Raw genomic sequence first — 23171 nt, 5'->3', positions numbered from 1 at the left:
CAGTGAACGGAGGTCCATGCTGCGTGCCGCGGGCCGGCAAGACAAAGAAGACTTTCAGATATCAATATGCGGGGCGTCGTGTCCCCAGGGGAAGACGCGTCCGCGCATATAACGATATGACACGAAGCCGCGCTACTTCAGCTTCACTTCCGCCGAAGCGATCACGCGCCGGTAGGTTGCGATGTCGTCGCGCACCGTCTGATCCACGGCTTCGGGTGACGTGGCTGCAATGGTGAACCCCAGGTTTTCCAGCAGCGCCGCAGTCTCGGGTTCACGCAGCACCGCCACCACATCGTGGTTGATGCGGTCCACGATGGCGCGCGGCGTCGAGGCCGGCACCGAGAACCCTTGCCAGCTTTCCACCACGTAATCCGGCAGTCCGGCCTCCTGGATCGTCGGCACATCCGGCAGCGCCTTGGACCGGTACGGCGTGGTGACGGCCAGGGCCACCAGCTTGCCGTTGCGGACGTTCTCGGTGGCCGCGGCCAGCGTGATCAGCATGGCGTCCACGTGCCCGCCCAGCACGTCCAGCGTGGCAGGCCCGCCGCCCGGGTAGGGAATCTGATTGGTCTTGGCGCCGATACGCTCGTTCAGCAGTTCCACTGCCAAATGCTGCAAGCTGCCGGTGCCGCCGGGCAAGGCCAGCGAAATCTCGCCCGGCCGCTGCTTGACCAGCGCCACGAACTCCTGGAAGGTCTTCACGCCCAGCCCTGGCCGCACCACCAGCAATTGCGGATTCACAACCGCCTTGGTCACCCCCTGCAAATCCTTGCCCGGGTCATAAGGCAGCTTGCCCGGCTGCAGGGCGTTCAGCGACAAGGCGTCGCCGCTCAGCAACAAGGTGTAGCCGTCGCCCCGCGCGTGCGCAACCGCCGCGTTGCCGATGGCGCTGCTGGCGCCAGGCTGGTTTTCGACCACGACGCTTTGGTGCCATTTCTCGCCCAGCTTCTGCGCCACCGTGCGCGCCAGCTTGTCCGCGCTGCCGCCGGCCGAGACCGGAACGATGATCTTGACCGGCCGGTTCGGATAGCGGTTGGCGTCTTCACCCGGCACGGGCGCCGATCCGGCGAAATTGCTCAACAGCCCTGCACCCAGCACCACGCCCGCCAGCAAGCCCACACCGGTACGCCAGGCCCGCTTGCCGGCCCATTTTTGCTTGATGCTCATGCCACCGCTCCCGTGTCCACGCCGAACGCGCTGAACGGCTTGCCCAGCACGGCATTCGAATGCCGGCCATCCACGCCCACGGGCACGTCGCCCTCAAGCGTGATGCGGTACAGCACCCGCTCCACGTCCAGATAGGCGAAATCGCCCGGCCCCTGGTGCGCCGTGGCGCGGTTGTCCCAGAAGGCGATGCTGCCGGGCTCCCAGCGAAAGCGCGCGGTGTACTCGGGCCGGGTGATTTCCTCGAAGAACAGGTTCAGCAGGTGGCGGCTTTCCTCTTCGTTCACGTCCTTGATGCGGCGCGTGAAGCCCGGGTTCACGAACAGCGCGCGCTCGCCCGTTTCAGGCAGCACCCGCACCACGGGATGCTCGGACACCAGCGGGCTGGCTTGCACGCGTTGCGCGTAGACGGTCTGGTTATCGAAATCGCCGTTGTAGCCGCCGAACTGATGACGTGCCCACAGCGTGTCTGCCAGCGCGCGCAAGGCGGGCGACAGGTGTTCATAGGCCGCCACCAGGTTGGTGAAGACCGTGTCGCCGCCGTAAGCGGGAACCTGATGCCCGGCGCGCAGAATGGATCCCGCCGGCGGATTGACCACCCCGGTCACGTCCGTATGCCAGCGCTCGCCGCGGCGGCCGGTCTTCGATGTGGACGAGATGGTGCGGATCTGCGGATAGCCTTCAGGCGGATTGGCGTCGTACGGATGCGCCGAAGTCGGCCGCCCGAAATACTGCGCAAACGTCAGATGCTGCGCGTGGTCGATGTGCTGGTCGCGAAAGAAGACCACCTTCCAGCGCAGCAGCGCGGCCTTGATCTGGTCGACCTCGTCGCCGCTCAATGGCCGGGTAAGGTCCACGCCGTGGATCTCTGCGCCAGTGAAGACGGAAAGCGGCCGGATATCCAGCCGCGTGCTTGCTAGCGTGCTCATGTGCTGCCCCTGTCTGTTTGGTAAAAACAGGATAGGTGCGGCCCATGCGCTCAACAAATACCGATACGCAATGTGAAAATAGCGCGCGGCGCGTGCCAAGGTTCGAAGCTCATTGCCAGCGCACGTTATTCGATACGGTACAGGCTGCCGAATCCCACCCCTTGCGCGGGCGTGCTGTCGGTGCAGCCTGGCATTGGCAGGCCCTCTCCCCATCCTGCGGCCAAGACCGCCACGTCACGCACAGGATCGGACGCCTTGGCCCGCTCGTTGCGCATGCGACAAGTTTCAGGATCGGTGGCGAACAGCCCGCGTGCGAAGACTCGACCTTGCTCCGCCAGCTTTGCAGTTTTGGGGCTGCGTACCTTCGCGAACGCCCGAAAGGCCTCATCCAGGCGGCCGCTCGCTCCATCCAGGCACCGGACCAAATGCCACGCATCCTCCAACGCCTGGCAGGCCCCCTGCCCCGACGTCGGCAACGGCGCGTGTGCGGCGTCCCCGACCAGCAGAACATTCGCCCGACTCCATGTATGCAGCGGCTCCAGGTCATGCACCGCTATCAGCCGGATGGCATTTGCGGGGGTGGCACGGATGATATGCGCAATCGGTGCGGGCCATCCCGCGAACAGATCTTCGACCTCCTTGCGTATATCTGCGGTCGGTATGGCTTCAGATAGGGGCCGAGCCTGGGCTGCAGCCCAATACACCAGTTGGGGTCGAATCGCGACGCAACCAAAGCGCTGGCCCGCCCCCCAGAAATCCTGAATCGAAATATCGTCCACCAGCGCATGCTGCCCCTGCGCCACGCCAATCCAGTTCACGAAGCCCTGATAGACAGGCGTGTTGTCACCTGCGACAAACTTGCGAGCCACGGAATCCATGCGACCGTCAGCGCCAATGAGCAGGTCCGGGCGGATGCTCGCACCGTTCTCGAAATGGGCCACAGCCCTGCCATGGGCATCCAGCTCAATACCCACCGCCCGGTGTCCGAACTCCACCGGTATCCTGGCCCGGGCTACATGATCGAGTAACACCTCCTGCAAGTGCCGGCGTAGCACCGTGTAGGTCGGGTATCCCATCGTCCGGTCCAGCAACGCAATATCGAGGCCTCCCAATGCATTGCCGGCAGCGTCCTGTCGGTGCATGACCAGCGGTCGACCGCCAATGGCGTCGATGTCTTGCAGCAGCCCCAGTTCTTCCAGCACAAAGCTGGCATTGGGCCAAAGCGTCACGCCGGCCCCCATGGTTGCCGGCTCCGCTCGGCGCTCATAGACCCGAGGGTTGTAACCCTGCTTGCGCAAAGCCAATGCCACGCTCAGGCCTGCGATGCCGCCGCCAAGTATTCCAATTTCCAAGGTGAATCCCTCCTGTCCAACCGATGCTCGATGCACGGCTCACCACTTCGCATCGAACAAAATGGCATCTTAAATTCCGCCATGACAGAGAACTAGCATGTAAAAATGGGACTCTTTCATACCTGAATCGGGATAATCAATGCGAGATGTCCTCGATCTGAATACCGTCCGTGTCTACACAGCAGTCGTTGATGAGCAAAGCTTTGCTGGCGCATCGCGTCTTTTGGCTATCCCCTCGTCCAACGTCAGCCGCTACGTTGCCGCACTGGAACGTCAACTCGGCACACGCCTGTTGGAACGAAGCACTCGCCATCTGCGTATGACGGAAGCCGGTCGACTGCTCTATGAACGCGCCAAGCCCTTGCTTGACACCCTGCTCTCCACGCAGGAAGAGCTAGGTGCGGTACAGCGCGACCTGCGTGGTCCTCTGAAAATGTGCATGCCCGGCGAAGCGCCAAGGCTGCTGGCTCCCATCCTCGCCGAATTCTGTAGCCTCCATCCAGGCATCGAGCTGGAATGCGATACCCGGATGACCGGCCTGGAAGTGCTTCGAGAGGACGTTGATCTTTCCATCGTCTTCCACCGGGGCCATCAGGAGGACAGCGCCTTCATCACCCGCGAACTCGCCACGCTGCCCAGCATCGTGGTTGCAGCCCCCTCCTTGCTGGCCAAGACCGGCACGCCACGCCACGTGCGCGAACTGAAGTCCCTGCCCTGTATCACTACCCTCAGTGCGCTGAAGGGCCAGCCCTGGCAGTTTCAGGATGCCTCCGGCGATATCGTCAAAGTGCCGGTACGCAGCCGCTACCGCGTCAACAGCGGAGAATTGGCAGTGGCAGGCGCACGCCAAGGCATCGGCTTCGCGATTGTCGCGGCCTATCCCTGCCAGGACGACCTTGCCACGGGCCGATTGCAGGAGGTATCACTGGACCTGTGTCCCGCACCCCTGCAACTGCTGGGGGCATACAGCCATCGTCATTCCGTGACTGCGCGTGTTCGGGCGCTGCTGGATTTGATACAGGTACGGTTGGCTGGATCGGCGAGCGTGAATAAACCCAAATCTCACGAAGTCTTGATCTAAAGGGTGTCGAGTTGCCGCCTTTTCTATGAACATCGACATCAGACGCGGCTCTGCGTCAGGAACGCCAGCATGCGGCGCGCCAGTTCGCGTGGCTGCTCTTCGGGCAGATAGTGGCCGCAATCCTCCAGCACGCCGCCTTGGAGGTCTTGCGCCAAGGGCTTCAAGGCCTGGTGCAGATCAGGTGCGCTGCCCCGGTCGCCACCCAGCGCCAGCACCGGCACCGTCAGCGGCGTATCGCGCAGCGCCCGGTTCTGCGCCGCGTCTTCCACCGCCGCCCGGTAGTACCCCAACATGCCCCGCAGGCCGCCCAAGGTTTGATAGACGCGTTCGTACTCGTCGATGTCTGCACGGCTGAAAACCCCGGGCTTGTTGGCAGTCTTGCGCGAAAAGAACCATTCGATCAGGATGCGCTCGCGGCCGGCCAGCAAGGCTTCGGGCAGGTCCGGCACGCTGTTGAACAGGAAATGCCAGCTCTTCCAATTGTCGGGCCCAAGCTCGATGGCAGGCTTCAACGTCACCCCGGGGATATTGGCGTCCAGCAGCACCACGCGCTCGACCTCGGCGGCGTAGCGCGCCGCATACGGGTACGCGATCCAGGCGCCGATGTCGTGGCCCGCCAGTGCATAGCGCGTCAGGCCCATGGTGTGGAACAAGGCGCGCAGCCGCTCGCCGGCGGTGCGCGTATCGTAGCCATCCAGCGGCTTGTCCGAATCCCCCTGCCCAGGCAGGTCCACCGCGAACACGCGGAAATGCGGGGCCAAAAGCGGCATGACCCGGCGCCATGCGTACCAGCTCTGCGGAAAGCCCGCCAGCAGGATCAGCGCCGGGCCAGCGCCGCCTTCCACCACGTGATAACCCAGGCCGTCCACCGATACCCGCCGATGCTGGAACGTCACGCCGTCCAACGCAAAGGCGTCCGGGCTTGCGAATGTGCTCATTGTCGATGGCTCCGTGTCAGTGCAGCGCGCCGCCGCCGACCTTGATGTCCTGGGTTACGGCCAGCGACGTCGCCACCATGATCTTCACGCCGTGCACCAGCACGTCCAGCGCCAGGCTGGGCGCACCCGGATGGCGGGTCGCCATTTCCGGCAGATACGGCACGTGCACGAAGCCGCCGCGCAGCGCGGGCCGCTCCGTGGCAATGAAATGGGCCAGTCCGTAGAAGATGGTGTTGCAGTTGTAGGAGCCCGCCGTCAGCGACACCGATGCCGGCACGCCGCCCGCGCGCAGGTCCCGCACGATGGCCTTGATGGGCAGCGACGAGAAATATGCCGCCGGGCCGCCCTCCACCACCGGTTCGTCGATGGGTTGGTGGCCGTCGTTGTCCGGAATGCGCGCATCCACCACGTTGATCGCTACCCGTTCGACGGTCACATCGCTACGCCCGCCCGCCTGGCCCAGGCAGATCACCAGGTCCGGCTGCACGTCTTCGATCGCCTGCCGTAGCACGCCCACCACCTTGCCGATCACGCAGGGCAGTTGGCGCGCCACCAGGTGGGCGCCGGCCACCTCCTGGCCATCCAGGCGGCGCGCCGCCTCCCAAGACGGGTTCAGCGATTCGCCATCGAAGGGTTCGATTCCGGTGATGAGCACGGTGGGCATGGCAGGTTCCTTTTCTGTATCCATGCCGGCCATGGTAGAAGCGCGCCGTGCAATTGTTGAAATCGATAATCGTTATTCGTACTATTGATGGCATGAATCTATCTGCTGTCGACCTGAACCTGCTGGTCGCCTTCGAAGCTCTGTACGAAACACGCAACGTGACCCTGGCCGGGCAGCGCATCCACCGCGCCCAGCCTTCGGTCAGCAGCGCGCTCAACCGTTTGCGCCGTGTCTTCAATGACGAGCTTTTCGTGCGCACCGCCGACGGCATGCAGCCCACCGACCACGCTGTGGCGCTGATGCCCGCCATCAGCAGCGCGTTGGACCAGATCCGCCGCGCCCTGGAGCAAGGCGCGGGCTTCGACCCGGCCGCTGCCAACGGCCGGCGCTTCACGCTGGCTGCCAGCGACTACGCCGACGTCGTGTTGGTGCCGCACATCGTTGCCCGGCTGCGGCGCGAGGCGCCCGCGGCCGATCTCCGCGTGGCCCGGCTGGACCGCGCCACCATCTATGAACAGCTGGACAACGGCAGCGTGGACATCGCCATCGGGGGCCACCTCACCGCGCCCAAGCGCATGCGCGTCACGCCCCTGTATGAAGAATCGTTTGTCTGCATCGCCGACAAGCAGCACCCTGGCCTGCGCGGCCGCAAGCTGACCCTGGACCGCTACGTGGCGCTGCCCCACGCGCTGTTCGTACCCAGCGATGACGGCTCGGCCCGCGGCGTGATCGACGCCAGCCTGGCGCGGCTGGGCCGCAAGCGTCGCGTCGCCTGCACATTCGCGCATATCGTCGCCTTGCCGCACGCGGTGGTCGGCACGGACTTGATCGCCACGCTGGCACGCCGGGCGGCGTTGCGATTGGCTGGGCAAGCCCTCAGCCTGCGGCCCTTGCCGCCTGAAGTGGACCCGGGCCCCTTCGGCATCGACATGGTAAGCAGCCGCCGGGCGCCGGCGGATGCCGCCCTGGCCTGGCTGCAGGGGTTGATTCAGCGCGCGGTCAAAGACCTGAAGGATTGAGCCCGGGTGGCGAGCGGCCCTGTGGCCTTATTCGACGCCCGAGAAGAACGCGCACTGGCCCGGGTAGCCGGGCCGCGCATCGCAGGCCTTCAGGCATCCGGGTTTACCGCCCGGAAAACTGGCGGCCACTGACATCCCGAAGCCATACGTCGGCGTCGTCACGTCGAAGCGGCTTTCGCATACCGTCTTCGCGCTGTAGGCGAACGTCATGCCCTCACGCCGGCCATTGATGGCAAACGCGACCTGAAAGCTGTGCATGCTGTTCCACCCCGGCCGGGGCAGCACAACGAAGCGGTAGCGGTTGGCGTCCAGGCGTTCGCCAAAGATCTTCAGCTGCGCGGACGTCGTCCGGGTCGTGGGCGACGGGTACGGCAAGGCCAACAGTGCCCGCGGGTCGCCAAGCACGCCCAGATCGAAGCCCAGGCCCTTCTGGTAGAAAGGCACGTCCAGGCTGGGATAGCCGGCATACTCCACCCGCTTGACCTTCGACCCGAACTCATTCGTCTTGGGCTCGTAGTCGGGCGCCCGCGCAAATGTCACATCAAGCGTCAGCGCCACATCCGCCGGGTTGGCGTCTTCGGACCGGACATGCTTTTCGTACACGTCGGGCGAGCTTGCACACCCGGCAAGCGCCGCGGCACCCGCAAGGGCAAGCCCGCGCAGAACCTGTAACACAGGCGTTCTCATCACGTCATCGCTCCTGCCGGGACTGCACCGGCAGGGGAACCGCCTTCAAGCCCTGCCCCACGAATTGCCAGCCGTCCTTGCCTTCCTGCCATCGAAAATTCCTGTTGATCCATTCGGCCTTCATGTTGGCGTAGAGCCGGCGCTGGTCAATGCGCTTGCCTTCGGCCAGCGCCTTGCGCGCAAGTTCCGAACTGCCGTCCGAAGCGGGCCTGAAGGCGGCGATCTGCATCGCCCTGGTAAACGGCACGCTGGCATACGGGCCTTCGTCCGCTTTGCTCAATCGGATCTCGTTATCCAGCAGCAACGCGCCATGGCGATTGTCTGGCGACACCGACACCAGAAGCGGAATGGAACGCTGATATTCCTTCGGCAATGCGTGCTCAAACCACAGCACCTGTCCCGTGGACGTCACCAGCGCGCGCGACCCCGCGGTGAACAGCAGCAGGTCCTGCCGCCCGGGTTGCGCCAGGCCCATGTCCGGGTCGCGCATATCGACGGTCGGGCTCAGCACGCGCGCAAGCGGCGTGTCGTTCTGCACGGCGATCAGTATCGTGCCCACGCCCATGAAATCGTTGGACACCGCCAGCAGCATCGGCTGGCCCTCTTGAGTCGGACCCAGCGCTTTCACGTAGATGAACTCGTAGGCGTTCAACGGCCGGTAGGCCTTGCCGCGATACCTGATCTGCCGCAGCGTGGACGCCGGATAGCCTTCCAGTTCGAAGGCACCGCCAAGCGGCTCGGTCGCCTTCAGGTAAGTGGGTGCGGCGGCGGGCGCGGCCGCCTGCGCATGCGCGGCAGCCGGCATCCACAAGGCCAATCCCAGTACAGCGACGGCGCACGCTTGGGCGCGCCGGTTAAGCGTCAGAACGGTTCTACGCAGATGAAGCAAGGCATCCTTGGCGGACAGCGCCGCATGAAAGAGGTGCCCGCATTCTAGGCCAAGCCGGCTCCCCCCGCTGCCTGGCCTATGCGCCTGGCAGCCGCACGATGCAGTCCGAGTTGACCGCCTTTACGTCCACCACGCCCAGCAGCCCCATGTTGCGCCGGACCTCTTCCACGATCAGGCCGATGGCGTGGGCCACGCCGCGCTGCCCCGCCACCGCCGCCGCATAATTGAAAGGCCGGCCCACGAAGACGCAACGGGCGCCCAGCGCCATGGCCTTCAGCACGTCCGACCCGCGCCGCACCCCGCTGTCGAGCATCACGTCCATGCCGCCGGCAGCGTCCACCACCGCCGGCAAGGCCTGCAAGGGCGACATGCTGCCGTCCAACTGCCGGCCACCATGATTCGATACGATCACGCCGTCCATGCCCTGCGCGCGCGCCGTGCGCGCATCGTCGGGATGCAGGATGCCCTTGATCACCATCAGCCCCTTCCAGCGGCGGCGGATGGCCGACACATGCTGCCAGTTCAGATGGCCCCGGTCGGAAAAATCGCGCAGCACATTGGCGGACAGGATCGGCGCGCCGCGCGTCGCGTAGTTGTTCTCGAAGTGCGGCATGCCATGGCGCCACAGCGTGCGCAGGAAGGTGCCGAACAACCAGCGCGGATGCGTCAGCCCCTGCCAGGCCAGGCCCGCGCTGGGCCGCAGCGGCGTCGAAAAGCCCGCGCGTACATTGTTCTCGCGATTGGCGGCCACCGGCGTATCCACCGTCAGCACCAGCGTCGTCACCCCGGCCGCCGCCACCCGGTCGATCAAGGCCGCGATCTGCGCGTCGTCGCCCGGCAGGTAGGCCTGGAACCACGTGCCCGGCGCGGCCTGCATGACTTCCTCCAGCCGGATCAGCGACGATCCGCTCATGATGCACGGCACGTCCGCGTCCGCCGCCGCGCGGGCCAACACGATGTCGCCGCGGTAGCTGGACAGGGCCGAAATGCCCATCGGCGCCACGCCGACCGGCGCCGCGTATTCGCGGCCCAACACTGTCGCCCGCGTGCTGCGTTGGGACACATCCACCAGCACCTTGGGCCGGAAACCAAACTGGGCGAACGCCTGCCGATTACCGCGCTCGGACTGCCCGTCTTCCACCGCCCCGGACACATAGGCGTAGATCGGCTTAGGCAATCGCCGCTTCGCGGCCGCCTCGAAATCATGCAGGCTGAGCAAATGGCGCAGAGGGTCGGGCATGGGTTGGGGCTCCTCGCGGCGGTCGACCAGCCTGTGCAGGGGCCGCCGCGCTGTTGTCATGGGAATGGCGGATGACTATAGGCGCGGCGCCATTTTGAATAAAGTGACTTTATCGATATTGGTTATTACACTTTTATTCGCCCTCGACTCTATTTTTTGCCACCGCCCACCGCCGCCATGACGCTTAAACAACTTGAAGCCTTCTACTGGGCCGCCACCTGCAAGAACTTCGCCATTGCCGCCAACCGGCTGAATATCTCGGTGTCGTCGCTGTCCAAGCGCATCGGGGAACTGGAGGCGTCCATCGGCGCGGACGTGTTCAGCCGCAGCGCGCGCAGTGCCACGCTGACCGCCCTGGGCGAACAACTGGTGCCCCACGCCAAGGACCTGCTGCGCAACGCCGACCAATTCATGCAGCAAGCCAGCAACAACCTGACGTATTCCGGGCGCTGCCGGTTTGGCGCGGGAGAACTTACGTCCATCACCTGGATGCCCCGGCTGATCGAAGAAATCCAGCGCGCGCATCCCAATCTGCTGGTGGAACCGTACGTGGGCGTGGGTGAACTGGTGGAGCGCGGGCTGGAAGAAGGCGATCTGGATTTTGCCGTGATCGCCGGCCCGTCGTCCCGCGCCTCCATCGCATCGCACCTGATCGGCAGCGCGGACTTCGAATGGGTGGCGTCCTCCCGCGCGGTGCCCGACCCGGCGGCGCTCACCCCGGCCGACCTTCCGGGGCTGACCTTGATCACGCAGCCGCAAAGCTCCGGCGTGATCCGCATGCTGGACGACTGGCTGACCGAACAAGGCGTATCGCCCGGCCGCACCCAATGCTGCAACAGCTGGGGCGCCATCGCCGGCATGCTGCGCCAGGGCCTGGGGCTGGGTTTCCTGCCCACCGCCTGGGCGCGCATCCTGATCCAGCGCGGCGATCTGCACCGCCTGCCGGGACTCGCCCCCCTGCGCCCCCTGCCCTACACCTTCCAGTGGCGGCGCGACGACACGCGGCCCATGCTGGAAAGCCTGCGCGTGCTGGCGCAGGACACGCTGGATTTCGAGGCACCGGCTGGAATGGTGTGAGCGGGCCAACTGTTTACTAAAAGTCGCCCTTAACTCCGAAAATTATTCGCTTTATCTCCGGTTTTGGCACGGGTAGAGTCGCCTCAAAAGACACCATGCCTATACGGAGACCACACGCAATGCCGGATTTCGGTTCCTCTCAGCAAGACTTCCCCAAACGCCTGTGCCGGCTCGACCTGTGGCTGAACCCGGTGTTCGACCAGCTTATCGACGCCGAGCCCGGCATCGGCTTGTCGGTGCTGCCGGCGCGTGGCGACGATGCGCGCACGTTGGCCGGCCTGAAGACCGCCCACGCCTATCACGTATCCGCCGCCCGCGATGAACTGCCCCGCCACTGGTTCGTGAACGCGGAACTGATTTCGCAATGCCCGGATCTGGTTTGCGTGTCTTCGGGTGGCGCGGGCTACGACACGGTCGACGTGCCAGCCTGCACGGCCGCCGGCATCGCCGTGGTGAACCAGGCGGGCGGCAACGCCGCGTCGGTGGCCGAACACACGTATGCGTTGCTGCTGGCGGTGCAGCGCCGCGTCGTCGAATCGCATCAACGCTTGCGCAACGACACCGGTTTTTCCCGTGAAGACCTGATGGGCCACGAGATCCATGGCACGGTGATCGGCCTGGTGGGCATCGGACAAATCGGCTCACGGGTCGCCCGCATCGCGCAAGGCTTCGGCATGCGGGTAATTGCGCATGACCCGCTGCTGGACGCCGACACCATCCGCAGCCGCGGCGCCGAACCGGTGGGGCTAGCCGAGTTGTTGGCGCAATCGGACGTGGTGTCGCTACATTGCCCGCTGGACGCGTCCACGCGCGGCCTGATCGATGCGCGCGCCTTCGCCGCCATGAAACCGGGCGCCGTATTCATCTCGACCGCACGCGGCGGCATCCATGACGAAGCCGCCCTGTATGACGCCTTGCAGGGCGGGCACCTGCGCGGCGCCGGCCTGGACGTCTGGCAGCAAGAACCCCCTTCGCGCGATGCGCCGTTGCTGGGGCTGCCCAACGTGGTGGCCACCTTCCACACCGCAGGCGTCACCCACGAGGCCCGGCGCAACGTCGCGCAATCGTCCGCGACCCAACTGATCGCGATGCTGCGCGGCGAGCGCCCCCCGCAATTGCTCAACCCCGAAGTCTGGCCCGTCGCCGCGGCGCGCATCGCCAAATTGAAGTAACGCAGTGCCCGCAACGCCACCACGGCGTTGCCCCCCTTAAAAAACAGCGCGGCACCAAGCCGCCGACCCATCCCCCGAGGAGACACCATGCAACACCCCAACAAGCGCCGCATGCTGCGCGCACTGGCCGCGTCCGCCGCCCTGCTGTCGGGCGCCGCCTTCTTTGGCGGCAGCGCCCAGGCCGCCGGCTACCCGGAGCGCCCCATCAACCTGATCGTGTCCTACGGCCCCGGTGGCGGCACTGACCTGGTGGCGCGCATGATGGCGCCGTTCCTGCAGAAATACCTGGGCAACGACGCCCGCATCGTGGTGCTGAACCGCCCGGGCGCAGGCGGCGCCATCGGCTTCACCGAACTGGCGCGCGCCCAAGCCGACGGCTACACCATCGGCTTCATCAACACGCCCAACCTGCTGACGATTCCCATCGAACGCAAGTCCAACTTCACCTGGCAAAGCTATGACTTGCTGGGCAATCTGATCGACGATCCCGGCGCCTTCACCGTGCGCCGCGACAACGAACTGAAGACGCTCGCCGACCTGTCGGCGTACGCCAAGAAGAACCCCGGCAAGGTGACGGTGGGCACGACCGGCACGGGGTCGGACGACCATCTGGCGATGCTGCGGTTCGAACGGGCGTCAAGCACGAAGCTCAGCCACATTCCCTACAAGGGCGCCGGCGAAGTGCGCGGCGCGCTGGCGGGCGGCGAGATCATGATCGGTGCAATCAACGTCGGCGAGGCGCTGCAGTACCAGAAAGGCGGCACGCCGTTGCGTTTCCTTGGACAGATGGGCAAGACGCGCTCGGCAGCCCTGCCCGACGTGCCCACCTTCAAGGAACAGGGTTATGACTTTGAACTGGCGTCCTTGCGCGGCCTGGCCGCCCCCAAGGGACTGCCGGCGGAGGTGCGCGGCAAGCTCGTCGACGCGGTCAAGCGCACGGTAGACGACCCGGAGTTTCAGGCGAAAGCCAAAGAGATGTTCGCCCCGCTGCGCTACCTGGCCCCCGCCGACCACGCCCGTGAATTGGCGGCCGGGGAGGCGGAATTCCAGACGCTGTGGAAGGAAGCCCCCTGGCTGGACAAGTGAGCCGGGTGCGGCCAGACCGGGCCTGGGCCGCCAGCGCTTACTGCGCCTTGACGTCTTCGCCCGGGTAACCGTCGATATAGGCGCGGCCCGAGCAGCGCACCATGGCCACGCAAGCCGGCGCGCCCGTCTTGGCCGTGCAAGTGGTGCGCGACGTCTCGCGCGCCGACACCGCATCGGTGTTCACCGCCGTGAATCGCGTGCCGCGGCCTTCGCTGCCCTTGACCCAGGCCATGCCCACGCAGCTGTCCTTGTAGGTCAGCAGCTTGCGGCAGTCCTTGCAATCTTCCCACTTCAACAGCATGGTGACGGCCTCGTCTTCGGTGGGATAGCCGTCCGCATAGAGCATGCCCCCATCGCCGTTTTCAGCCACGGCGCCCCAGTAGCCGCGGCTGTCCATCTTGGCCGACAGCGCTTCCACGTCGGCGGGCTTGGCCCGCTTCGGGGCCGCAAGGTCTTCGGCGCTATAGGCCGGTCCCGCGCACAACGGCATCGTGGTCAGCCGGCACTTGCCGTCCGGGCTGCCTGCCGTGCAGCGGCGCATGGCCTTCTTGGCCGCCATTTCCGGCGACACGCTGTTGCCCGGGAACAGGTCCTGGCGCGAATTGCGCGCATAGACCATGCAGCTGTCCCAGAACGTGGTCAGCACCTTGCATTCCTTGCCGCCCGCTCGCTTGCACTCGGCGATCGCCCCCATATCGGCCCACTGCTTCGTCTTTTCCGGCATCACCCAATAAATCTTGTTGTGCTTGCCGTCGGTGGCAACGCCGCCATAGACCGTATCAGCCTGCGCCGCAGGAGAGACCAGGCCCGCCATCAAAGCAAGAGCGGCGAACGCGGCACGGATCAGGGGAAGGAATCGGGCAGACATCATCGTCGGAGTCAGGGGTCGAGTGGAGAGCGGGGACGATCTTAGCAAGAAGCTCCCCTGGTCCGTCCCCCTGTGAATATCGCCTGCCGGCATATTACGTAACAAATTTCACAGGCCGCGAAGGGCTGCTGGCCCCGTTTTCCGGTAAAAATGTCGAACTTTTCTGAAAGCAGACCGACAGCGGCAGGTGCATGCGCCACCAGACGGTGTCTGCGGCTCAGACAGCCCTCTGTCACGAAAAGAAACAAAACGCGTTGAGCCACCTCGATCCGCCACGGAGCATCGACAGCACGCCATGAAGTCGCCCCAGCCCTCCCCGATTCGCCGCAAACCGCTCTGGCAAGCAGCCAGCCTGATTGCCGCCGCCGCCAGCCTTGCCGGCTGCGCGCCGATGCCGACGGGCGGCAGTTCCGCGCTGCCCTCGTTGGGCAATGTGTTCAAGTCGGGCCTGTCCTTCTCGCCCAGCGTGAACGTGGCCAAGAACATGGAAGGCCGCTCGATCAATGACGCCATCGCGGCCCTTGGCGAACCGTCCAAGACGCGCACGGTAGGCAACACCGTCGAGCTGGAGTGGTCCGACTATCAGACCGCGCCCTACACGGAATGGGTCACCACCGGCTCCAGCCAGCAGGTTGTCGGCATGATCGCCGCCACCAACACCACCGCCGCCACCCCCGTCTTCCAGACCAACACGACCGGCCACTACCAGAACCGGTCGCGCGTCTATGAATGCAAGGTGCTGATGCAGATGCAGAACAGCGTCATCGTCAGTTCCAGCGTCGACGGCAACGTGTGCCCGGAGTTCATCGCCGCACTGCGTAAATGGGCAGGTGAAAACGAGGCGAACAACTACGTCGTGAAGTAAGCCGCGGGATCAGCCCTTGGCGGCTTCCGGCAGTTTCGCGATCACCTTGATCTCGAAGTCGAAACCGTACAGCCACGTCACGCCCACGGCGGTCAGGGTCGGATGCGGCGCCTTGCCCCAGTATTCCGGCACCACCTGCCAGATGGCTTCGAACTGGGACGCGGGATTGACCATGAAGACCGTCACGTCGACGATGTCGTCGAACGTGCTTCCGGCCGCTTTCAAGATGGCGTTCAGATTGTCGAACGCCCGCCGGACCTGCGTTTGAAGGTCCGGCTCCGGCGAGCCGTCCTCGCGGCTGCCTACCTGCCCCGACACGAACAGAAAACCATTGGACCGGATCGCCGGCGAATACCGGTTGCGTTCGTAAAGCGCCTGGCGGCCCGGGGGAAAAACGACGTTGCGCGTAGTCATCAGTAAGCTCCATCAATGGGCCGGAAACGGCCCGTCATTAACCATGGCTTCACTGTAAAGACCGGTCCGGGCCCGATAAACGGGCAACGTTGTCCATCACTGTTTGTAGAATCCAAACAATCTGCACACCCCCCTGGAGCCGGCATGGACCGATTCGATGCGATGCAGGCGTTCGTCCGCGTGGTGGAAGCCGGCAGCTTCACCAAGGCGGCGGAAACGCTGCACATGAGCAAGACCAGCGTCACGCAACTGGTGCAGCAACTGGAGGCGCGCCTGCGCGTCAAGCTGCTGAATCGGACCACGCGCCGGGTCGCCGTCACCGCCGACGGCGCCGCCTACTACGAACGCGTCGTCAAATTGCTGGCCGACATGGACGATGCCGAAACCGGCTTATCCGCCGCCTCGGCCGCGCCCCGTGGACGTTTGCGCGTGGACGTGCCCAGCCCGCTTGCCCGCATGATCCTGATCCCCGCACTGCCGGCATTCCACGCCCGATATCCCGACATCCAGCTGGACATGGGCGTCAGCGACCGCATCGTGGATGTCATCGGCGAGAACGTCGATTGCGTCGTGCGCGGCGGTGAAATCACCAACCAGTCTCTGATGGCCCGCCGGGTGGCCGACCTGCAACTGGGCGTCTATGCCGCGCCCAGCTATCTGGAGCGCGCTGGCCTGCCATCCCACCCGAAGGAATTGGAAGACACGCATCACCGGATTGTCGGCTACCTGTGGTCGCGCATCGGCCGCGCCTTCCCCTACGCCATGCACCGCGGCGACGAAAGCGTCAACGTGCACGGGCGCTACGTGCTGGCGGTGGACGACGGCAATGCCTACCTGGCCGCCGGCTTGGCCGGCATGGGCGTGCTGTGGCTGCCGCAATACATGGTCCGGCCCTACCTGGCGCGCGGCGAACTGGTGCCGATTTTCGAAGACTGGCGCCTGGACCCCATGCCGCTATACATCGCCTTCCCGCCAAACCGGCACGTCAGCGCCAAGCTGCGCCTGTTCATCGATTGGGTGGTGGAATTGATGGGGCAATATGTGCCAGCGCCTGCTGGGTCCATCACGTCGTGAGGTCCCCCACCCAGTCCGTGTGGCCTACCTTACAGGGGCTGTGAGCTAGACGCGGCTGATGAACGACTGCCATCGGCCAGATGCAGTCATTGCTGGCATGCGACGCGGCGTCAAGGACCGCACTGAGCGGTCCACGGCACTCCTGAAGGAGCCGTGATGTGCAGCCGGCTTTATCGGATCTTCCCGAGCAGAATCGGCTGACGTGAGCGGTCTCTCCCCGGCTCTGTCAACGATCACCACCATGGGCAGTTATCATCGGGGCGCGGCATGACAATGGAGACGGCGACGCGAGTATGAGTGCAATCCTGCAAGTCACGGAAGAACCCCTGGCTGAGGAGGACATCCTGCTGCTGCGCCGTAACCGCAGCGGCAGATCGCTGATGGCCGTGTTCGCCAGCCTGACGTTCCTGCTGCTGTCGAGCAGCGCGATCCTGTGCGTCGCCCTGTTCGTGTCCGACCGCAGTCTGCACCGCGGGGCCGAAGGCATGGTAGTGCTGTCGTGCGCGGTGGCGATGGCGGGCTTCGCGGTCTTTCTTGGACGCAGGTTGTTGCGCATGCCGCGCGCTTGGCGCCGCTTCAACCAGGCGTTGACGGGGCGACTATCCAAGCAGATCGTTTCCGGCCACCTGACCGGCTTTGGCCCGTCCGAAGGGCCGGGCATCTGCTACACCTTCGGCGAGCAGCGCGTGGACGTGGCGCTGCCGTTCTGGAACGAGATCACGAGGGACACCCGTAATGGCTCGCGGCCCCTGACGGCCGCGGCGCTGACAGATTTGCCGGTGCGCCTGCATCTGCTGACGCTGCGGCCCGGCGAGCCGCCGGTGCTGCTGCGGGCCGAATACCCGATGAGCGCACAGGCCTGGAATTCGGTCGAGGAAGTCAGCGATGCCGACCGCGAGACCGTGCGCAAGGAAGAACTGGGCGCGCGCAAGCTCTTCTACGCGCTCGCCCTGGTAGCCCTGGCCGGCAGCCTGTTCCTGGGGCCCTTGATCCTGCTGGCCGCATTCTTCGTACTCATGGGACTCGTCCTGGGCACGCGCAGCCCCAGGCTGAAGCGCGCCCGCTACAAGCACGGGGTGCGCGGCCTGGTCGAAGAGATCGTGACCTACCGCATGCGCACGACCAAGCCGGGCGTATTCACGCTGGTCCAAAACTATCGCATCGGCGGCGTGATGTACCGGGTGGAGCACTTCGGGCAGGAGGCCGCACCGGGCCAGGGCGTCGCGTTCGAGTATCTGGACGGATCGGACTTCCTGGGGCCGCGTGCCTTGTTCTTCCAGATCGAAGACCAGCCCACCATGACGCTATAAGCGCACTGTCGCGCATCCCGCCCATGCCCAGTTGGTCTCCAGTACCGGAGATAGTGCCTGGGGCGATCTGATCGTAAGCGACTCCCTCAGCGGCGGTTCGCTACCTCGGAATCGGGGTCTCTGATGTCCTTGAGATGGCAGAGCAAACCGAGGATTGATGCATCCCGGCAGGCGAGCGGTCGCTTGCCGGCCAGGAGCGGACATGCTCAGTTCGGACAGCCTGCTGAACAAAATTGGCATCATCAAACTGCATCGCAGACTCTTGGTCTCACCTCACTCTTCCGGGGGAGACCAATCATGGACGGCGAGGAACCGCTCGGATTCTGGACGCTTCTCATAGACGCTACCCACTGGGGCATCAAGGAGCGGAACGATACTCGAGTCGAAATTAGCAATCGTATTGACGTCATGGACTCCATGATTCTTGGGATCGTCCATGTAAGCGTTATCCTCAAAACCGCTCAAGAATCGCCAACCGCTATCAACACTGTTGTCTGGAGCCTCTCGGTACATGAACCGGACCGGAAAACCCTCTACTGTTATCCGGTCGGTGGCAATGCATCCACCTCGGCCGATAACCAAGGGTTTGATTTCTTCCGCGGTCAGCTTGAATTTCTTTTCCATCTGTCTCTCCGAGTTGAGAGTTGGCAATTAACCAAATTTTGGCACACTGACCCTACATGCCGTGACCGGCGAGACAGCCAGCGTCGCGTTTGCCTACCAATGCTATACGGGGCAACACCCGGCCAAGGCCGCACGAGCCCAAAGCATTGATCTACACGTGGTCAAACTGCCTGAGGCCAAGAAGGGGTTTATCCTGCTGCCGCGACGTTGGATGGTCGAACGCCGCTTCGGCTGGTTCAACCGCTTCCGACGGCTGACCCGAGATTATGAGCAGCTGCCAGAAACTCTCGCCGCTCTTCGACCGCGGATGCGACTTGCTGCAATACCTGCCGGTTATGCTTGTCATCCAGTTCATAAAACGCCGCCATGTCGAGGATCGTGGCTGGGTTAGTGCGATTATTAGCATCATCAATGTTCAAGACATGCTTGGCCTTGCCGACGTTCGGATTGAGATCAAATGTCGGGGCCGGGTACGCCGCCGCGCCATCCATCACTCCTTTCACGCCGATTCTCGACAGGCAATCCGAACCATGAAGATCTTTGCCGCAGCGTTGCTAAGCCTTTCGTTCCTGGTGATGGCTCCCTCCGTCGCGGAGACTGACGTGGATCAAGCGGAGGTCCTGGGGACGCTGACTGGCGGAAGTTGGCATTCCCGCGACGGGCGGGGCTCCTACCGGGTGATCTTGGAGAACGTGGGTTTCGAGCATGTGAGCTGCCATGTCTGGATCGAGTGGCTGGCCACTAAGACATCCGGAAAGAAGCAACCCGGGCAACCGCCGCGCCTCGTCGCCAGGGCGTCATACAACGAAATCTCCAGCGGCTTCTGGTCTTGCAATCCAAAGAAGGTCGGGTTGGCCGGTGCCACGCTGACCATCCACGCCAAGCACACCTATTCCGGCGAAAACCGCAAGTTTTGCGCCGTGCTGGGCGCACCGGGTGAGTACCGCGATCAGGGCTTATGCTGAGCCTGCTTCCATATCGCGCGGGTTAGTGCCTGCGGCACACCACGAATGTTCCGATCTGTCTGGATATCTCGGCCCAGGAAGGGGCAGGAACGCGGCAATTACCGGGTCTTCGTGCACTGCTTCAACACGGCCCTCGACAACGGCGCTCTTACGCAGTCAAACGCTCTAAGAAGTCCTGCGGACATTGGTGAACGGCAGCTATAGGCAAGGCACAAGGACCGCTTTGGGTCGCAAGCAGTCGTCCAGAGCTTGAAATTTGCCAGGCTGAAGCTGTGCACAAGACTGTTATCGAATGCTGTCGTCGCTGGGTAAAAGTCCAGGTATTGGTAAAACAGAAGCGCCGCCTAACAATGATCTGATCGCATTGCGGGCACGCATAGAAAAGGCCGTTGGTGTTTTTAACCAGCGGCCTTTTTTGTGCGCGGCGTTCAGTGATTCAAAGCGAGCTTTCTCGAAGGCGTGTAAAGCGCCCGCTTTCCCACCATGCAGCCCAACACCAGAAGCGCGGCATACCCCACCAGCGTGACTGTGACCGCCACATTTGATTCAGCAATGCGCGCCGGCGGGCCCCATGGCATTGCGATATCGGCCAAAATTCCCATGCCGATTCCCAGCACCTGCGCCAGCCAGAAGGCCAGCGTGCCATGGGCCAGCGCACGCCCTTGGCGCGCGGCGCCTATCGGGCGCGGCAGGATTTTCAGGCAGATGTATGTGCACAGCACCAGGATGAGGGCGGGCAGGACCAGGTAGCCCAGCACGTGTTCCAGCCAGCCCATCTTCGGCGACTGCATTTGCAGGTAGTTGCCCACGCCGACGAGTACGCTCAATTGCCAGCCCAGCACCATGAGTCCCGAACTCCAGGCGGCATGGCGCTGTTCATATACCGGCCCCCCGACGGGGCCCGCAGGCTGCAAGGTCCTCGTGGCAATGCGCAAGGCGAGATACGCTCCAAGAATTTCCAGGGTAATGGTTAAGGCACTGATGAACAGCGCCACTGCAATGAATTGGCCCGTCTGGCCCGCCTGGCCCGACAGGCCGGCGTGCTCCAGTACGTACCGCACCAGCGCTCTGTGCAGGTGAATCGTGGCGACCGACACGGTTAACGAGAAGATCAACAGCAGGGCGATGAAAGTGCCGAAGAGCTTGCGGGGTTTGTCCACGGCCTGCGTATTGTGCTGACGCAGCCAGCGATGCATGGCGCCCCACACTGTCAAGCCGACGAAGACCGTCCACGTTGCAATGGTGGTCAGCAGCGGCATCAGGTATTTCGGCTGGCTATACACCTCGCGTAGTTGCGCAGACTGGGGTAGGGCGAACAGTTGATAGCTTTGCGCTAGCGCCGCGTAGATCACGCACACGATCACGGCCGTCAGTGCCATACGCCAGGCGAGCGAAGGGGAGCAGCGAGCGGGGTTGGTCATCAGCGTTGTGCCAAGAGTATTGGGATGTACCGCAGTGCAAAAATAAGGGATTGAACATACCACAGCGCTGCGAGGCGGCATGGAGAGGCTGGGGTGTGGGGGTAATGCTGCTTGAGCTATGCGCTATTGGAAGGGGAAAACCCCACCAGGATTTGACAGGGTCAAAGGGGGCGGTTTCCAATCCAGGCGGAAAGTCGCAAAAGATAGCCATCCGGATCCTGCTCTAAAAACTGGCGCACCCCAATTTCGATTTGCTCGCTTCGATACCAGCGCTCCTGCGCTTCCCGGTAGAGCGGCCAATCGGCGTCCAGTAGACGCTTCTTACACGCTAGCCAGGCTTCATGCGAGTCTGGCGCAGACCTCCATGCGGAGACCGCTTTCGGCCAGAAGCGGACTCTGAGAGCGTGCGGTCCATTAGGGTTATTTGAACGAACTGGACCGCAGGGAGACTTAACGGGTTGCGTCATTTTCGGGTCGGTCCGGTACCTTACCGCTGAGAGGTGAGGCTTTACTCCTTCGGCTTGGCCGCACCCTGGCCGCTATGCCCCCCGCGCCAACGGATAGGTTGCATACCTACAAAAGGACGCTGGCCGCGCTGGCGAAATTTGAGGGATCAACGTCTTTTACGCAGAACACCAGTAGGGTGAAACTTCGACATTGCCTATGCGAAGGCTGGCGTCTACGTCAAAAAGAGAGCGATGTATGAATGATCTTTCAGGAAAGCGGGCGATCGTCACCGGCGGGGCCCGGGGGATCGGCGCGGCGATTGCGCGGGAGCTATCTGCTCGCGGCGCGGACGTCGTGATCACCTACAAGAGTGCCGTCGGGCAGGCCAACAGCCTAGCCGATGAGTTGACTGACGAGAGCCGACGTACCGTGGCCATTCAGGCCGATAGTGCCGATGCGCAAGCGGTCCGCTACTCTGTCGAAGAAGGCACCCGCCTGATGGGGGGACTAGACATACTCGTCAACAATGCGGGCATCCTGATTTCGAGCACTCTACAAACAATGACGTTGGCTGATATCGACCGAATCCTAGCAGTCAACATCCGTGCAGCCATCGTCGCCTCGCAAACAGCGATACCACTTCTCTCGAACGGTGGGCGCATCGTGTCGATCGGGTCGTGTCTCGCGGAGCGAGTAGCCATCCCGAACGTGACCGTCTATTCGATGTCGAAATCGGCTCTGCTGTCTTTCACTCGCGGACTCTCGCGCGAGCTTGCGCCGAGGGACATTACCGTAAATCTTGTTCATCCAGGCCCCACTGACACCGATATGAACCCAGCCCAGGGCCCTGATGCCGACTACCTCCGATCACAAATAGCGCTTGGGCGATTCGGAAGCCCGACTGACGTAGCGAAAGCTGTGGCCTATCTTGCGGGCCCAGACGGACGCCACATCACAGGCACCGGCCTGGTCGTTGACGGCGGAATCAACGCCTGACGAGTTCAATCTTCATCGCTCATTCCGGGATAATGCAGATGGCACCCTGCCATTCTCAGCAAATAGCGCGGCCCACATTGCTGCTAAGCGGCGCGAGCCGTGGTATTGGGCATGCGACAGTGAAATTGTTTCACCACAGAGGGTGGCGTGTCTTGACGGTATCGCGGGCGAGCTTTTCGAGTGAATGCGCGTGGGTGGGCGGCGTGGACGACCACATTACCGCCGATCTGGCGAACCCGAGCTCGTATGAACTGATCGCGGCTGAAGTCCGCCGGCGCCTGGGTGGCGCGAAACTGGCTGCGATTATCAACAATGCCGCGATTTCACCGAAACTGGCGAACGGCGGGCGCAAGGGCGTCAGCATGACGGCATATGAAGAGTGGCTTTCGCTTTTCAACGTCAATCTTTTCTCCGCAGCGATGATCGTCCGTCTACTCCTGCCGGAACTCCGCATAGCGCAAGGCGCGATCGTCAACGTGACATCGATAGCGGGTTCTCGCGTTCATCCCTTCGCAGGAGCGGCTTATGCCTGCTCTAAGGCGGCCCTCGCAGCGCTCACGCGCGAACAGGCTTTCGAGTTCGGTCCGATGGGAATCCGGGCCAATGCGATCGCGCCCGGCGAGATCGACACCTCCATCTTGTCTCCAGGCACCGAGGCCATGGTTCAGGCGAACGTGCCGATGGGCCGGCTTGGCGACCCAACAGAAATCGCAGGAGTGATGTTCTTCCTTTGTTCGAACCGAGCCTCGTATGTGAATGGCGCGGAAATCGACGTGAACGGAGGCCAGCACGTTTAATCGCCTGGATGACCGGGGCCTTCCGTGGCAACAATCGCTGGGCACCTACTGGGCATGCCAGTCCGGACGGCCGCCGGATTAAAGGGTTAGCT

Annotated in this window: 23 protein-coding genes and 1 pseudogene; 12 read left to right on the top strand and 12 right to left on the bottom strand. The window is 63.7% G+C overall.

Annotated elements, in window-relative coordinates:
• Positions 1-132: 132 nt before the first annotated feature.
• The 3 genes from AC27VE_RS06025 to AC27VE_RS06015 form a co-directional block, all read right to left on the bottom strand.
• Positions 133-1167 carry a Bug family tripartite tricarboxylate transporter substrate binding protein gene (locus tag AC27VE_RS06025; RefSeq protein WP_427961073.1) on the bottom strand — a complete coding sequence of 345 codons (1035 nt, stop codon included), beginning with the start codon at positions 1165-1167 and terminating at the stop codon, positions 133-135.
• Positions 1164-2093, bottom strand: a complete 930-nt coding sequence (locus AC27VE_RS06020; RefSeq protein WP_488703325.1) for a TauD/TfdA dioxygenase family protein — start codon at positions 2091-2093, stop codon at positions 1164-1166. Before AC27VE_RS06020 ends, AC27VE_RS06025 begins: the two co-directional genes overlap by 4 nt.
• Before the next feature lie 125 nt (positions 2094-2218).
• The gene (locus AC27VE_RS06015) at positions 2219-3445 is read right to left on the bottom strand and encodes an FAD-dependent monooxygenase (protein ID WP_488703324.1); all 1227 of its coding nucleotides are present in this window, start codon (positions 3443-3445) and stop codon (positions 2219-2221) included.
• Between the two features lie 139 nt (positions 3446-3584).
• On the opposite strand from AC27VE_RS06015, the gene AC27VE_RS06010 reads away from it, so the two are divergent.
• Positions 3585-4526, top strand: a complete 942-nt coding sequence (locus AC27VE_RS06010; RefSeq protein WP_488703323.1) for a LysR family transcriptional regulator — start codon at positions 3585-3587, stop codon at positions 4524-4526.
• 38 nt (positions 4527-4564) lie between these two features.
• Here AC27VE_RS06010 and AC27VE_RS06005 read toward each other — a convergent pair whose 3' ends face one another.
• Both AC27VE_RS06005 and pcp read right to left on the bottom strand, forming a co-directional pair.
• Positions 4565-5464 carry an alpha/beta fold hydrolase gene (locus AC27VE_RS06005; protein ID WP_488703322.1) on the bottom strand — a complete coding sequence of 300 codons (900 nt, stop codon included), beginning with the start codon at positions 5462-5464 and terminating at the stop codon, positions 4565-4567.
• 16 nt (positions 5465-5480) lie between these two features.
• Positions 5481-6128 carry a pyroglutamyl-peptidase I gene (gene pcp / locus AC27VE_RS06000; protein WP_488703321.1) on the bottom strand — a complete coding sequence of 216 codons (648 nt, stop codon included), beginning with the start codon at positions 6126-6128 and terminating at the stop codon, positions 5481-5483.
• Between the two features lie 92 nt (positions 6129-6220).
• Between pcp and AC27VE_RS05995 the strand changes: the two genes are divergently transcribed.
• Entirely contained in the window at positions 6221-7147 is a 927-nt protein-coding gene (locus AC27VE_RS05995) for a LysR family transcriptional regulator (protein ID WP_488703320.1), read from the top strand.
• A 27-nt stretch (positions 7148-7174) separates the two neighbouring features.
• Here the strand turns inward: AC27VE_RS05995 and AC27VE_RS05990 are convergent, their stop codons facing one another.
• The 3 genes from AC27VE_RS05990 to AC27VE_RS05980 form a co-directional block, all read right to left on the bottom strand.
• Positions 7175-7834 (bottom strand): hypothetical protein, encoded by a 660-nt coding sequence (locus AC27VE_RS05990; RefSeq protein WP_488703319.1) that lies wholly within the window; start codon positions 7832-7834, stop codon positions 7175-7177.
• A gap of 4 nt (positions 7835-7838) precedes the next feature.
• Positions 7839-8639, bottom strand: a complete 801-nt coding sequence (locus tag AC27VE_RS05985; protein ID WP_488703318.1) for a hypothetical protein — start codon at positions 8637-8639, stop codon at positions 7839-7841.
• Positions 8640-8799: 160 nt separating this feature from the next.
• Positions 8800-9963, bottom strand: coding sequence for an alpha-hydroxy acid oxidase (locus AC27VE_RS05980; protein ID WP_488703317.1), 1164 nt, complete (start codon positions 9961-9963; stop codon positions 8800-8802).
• 177 nt (positions 9964-10140) lie between these two features.
• Between AC27VE_RS05980 and AC27VE_RS05975 the strand changes: the two genes are divergently transcribed.
• The 3 genes from AC27VE_RS05975 (at position 10141) to AC27VE_RS05965 (ending at position 13298) form a co-directional block, all read left to right on the top strand.
• Positions 10141-11040 carry a LysR family transcriptional regulator gene (locus tag AC27VE_RS05975; RefSeq protein ID WP_488703316.1) on the top strand — a complete coding sequence of 300 codons (900 nt, stop codon included), beginning with the start codon at positions 10141-10143 and terminating at the stop codon, positions 11038-11040.
• 119 nt (positions 11041-11159) lie between these two features.
• The gene (locus AC27VE_RS05970; protein ID WP_488703315.1) at positions 11160-12212 is read left to right on the top strand and encodes a hydroxyacid dehydrogenase; all 1053 of its coding nucleotides are present in this window, start codon (positions 11160-11162) and stop codon (positions 12210-12212) included.
• An 87-nt stretch (positions 12213-12299) separates the two neighbouring features.
• On the top strand, positions 12300-13298 hold the full coding sequence (locus tag AC27VE_RS05965) for a tripartite tricarboxylate transporter substrate binding protein (RefSeq protein WP_488703314.1): 999 nt from the start codon (positions 12300-12302) through the stop codon (positions 13296-13298).
• A gap of 37 nt (positions 13299-13335) precedes the next feature.
• On the opposite strand, the gene AC27VE_RS05960 is transcribed toward AC27VE_RS05965, so the two are convergent.
• The gene (locus tag AC27VE_RS05960) at positions 13336-14169 is read right to left on the bottom strand and encodes a DUF4189 domain-containing protein (RefSeq protein ID WP_488703313.1); all 834 of its coding nucleotides are present in this window, start codon (positions 14167-14169) and stop codon (positions 13336-13338) included.
• A 292-nt stretch (positions 14170-14461) separates the two neighbouring features.
• Between AC27VE_RS05960 and AC27VE_RS05955 the strand changes: the two genes are divergently transcribed.
• Positions 14462-15031: a hypothetical protein gene (locus tag AC27VE_RS05955; protein WP_006223095.1), complete on the top strand. Its 570-nt coding sequence runs from the start codon at positions 14462-14464 to the stop codon at positions 15029-15031.
• A 9-nt stretch (positions 15032-15040) separates the two neighbouring features.
• Here AC27VE_RS05955 and AC27VE_RS05950 read toward each other — a convergent pair whose 3' ends face one another.
• Entirely contained in the window at positions 15041-15445 is a 405-nt protein-coding gene (locus AC27VE_RS05950) for a RidA family protein (protein WP_488703312.1), read from the bottom strand.
• 144 nt (positions 15446-15589) lie between these two features.
• Between AC27VE_RS05950 and AC27VE_RS05945 the strand changes: the two genes are divergently transcribed.
• Together AC27VE_RS05945 and AC27VE_RS05940 are read left to right on the top strand one after the other, a co-directional pair.
• On the top strand, positions 15590-16519 hold the full coding sequence (locus AC27VE_RS05945) for a LysR family transcriptional regulator (RefSeq protein ID WP_006223097.1): 930 nt from the start codon (positions 15590-15592) through the stop codon (positions 16517-16519).
• A 293-nt stretch (positions 16520-16812) separates the two neighbouring features.
• On the top strand, positions 16813-17829 hold the full coding sequence (locus AC27VE_RS05940; RefSeq protein ID WP_488703311.1) for a hypothetical protein: 1017 nt from the start codon (positions 16813-16815) through the stop codon (positions 17827-17829).
• Between the two features lie 273 nt (positions 17830-18102).
• On the opposite strand, the gene AC27VE_RS05935 is transcribed toward AC27VE_RS05940, so the two are convergent.
• On the bottom strand, positions 18103-18453 hold the full coding sequence (locus AC27VE_RS05935; protein ID WP_488703310.1) for a DUF2185 domain-containing protein: 351 nt from the start codon (positions 18451-18453) through the stop codon (positions 18103-18105).
• Positions 18454-18517: 64 nt separating this feature from the next.
• Here AC27VE_RS05935 and AC27VE_RS05930 point away from each other — a divergent pair.
• A pseudogene (locus tag AC27VE_RS05930) lies at positions 18518-18844 on the top strand (transposase); the annotation flags it as partial.
• Positions 18768-19418, top strand: coding sequence for a hypothetical protein (locus tag AC27VE_RS05925; RefSeq protein WP_488703309.1), 651 nt, complete (start codon positions 18768-18770; stop codon positions 19416-19418). The pseudogene AC27VE_RS05930 and the gene AC27VE_RS05925, both read left to right, overlap by 77 nt.
• A gap of 428 nt (positions 19419-19846) precedes the next feature.
• On the opposite strand, the gene AC27VE_RS05920 is transcribed toward AC27VE_RS05925, so the two are convergent.
• Positions 19847-20839, bottom strand: a complete 993-nt coding sequence (locus AC27VE_RS05920; RefSeq protein WP_488703308.1) for a hypothetical protein — start codon at positions 20837-20839, stop codon at positions 19847-19849.
• Positions 20840-21541: 702 nt separating this feature from the next.
• Between AC27VE_RS05920 and AC27VE_RS05915 the strand changes: the two genes are divergently transcribed.
• Together AC27VE_RS05915 and AC27VE_RS05910 are read left to right on the top strand one after the other, a co-directional pair.
• Positions 21542-22282: an SDR family NAD(P)-dependent oxidoreductase gene (locus tag AC27VE_RS05915; RefSeq protein ID WP_488703307.1), complete on the top strand. Its 741-nt coding sequence runs from the start codon at positions 21542-21544 to the stop codon at positions 22280-22282.
• A gap of 32 nt (positions 22283-22314) precedes the next feature.
• Positions 22315-23079: an SDR family NAD(P)-dependent oxidoreductase gene (locus AC27VE_RS05910; protein WP_488703306.1), complete on the top strand. Its 765-nt coding sequence runs from the start codon at positions 22315-22317 to the stop codon at positions 23077-23079.
• Positions 23080-23171: the final 92 nt, after the last annotated feature.

This window comes from Achromobacter sp. 18P8.1.1 (genome assembly GCF_057799415.1).
The sequence above is the reverse complement of the archived record's forward strand: the minus strand, read 5'-3'. Positions and strand labels throughout refer to the sequence as shown.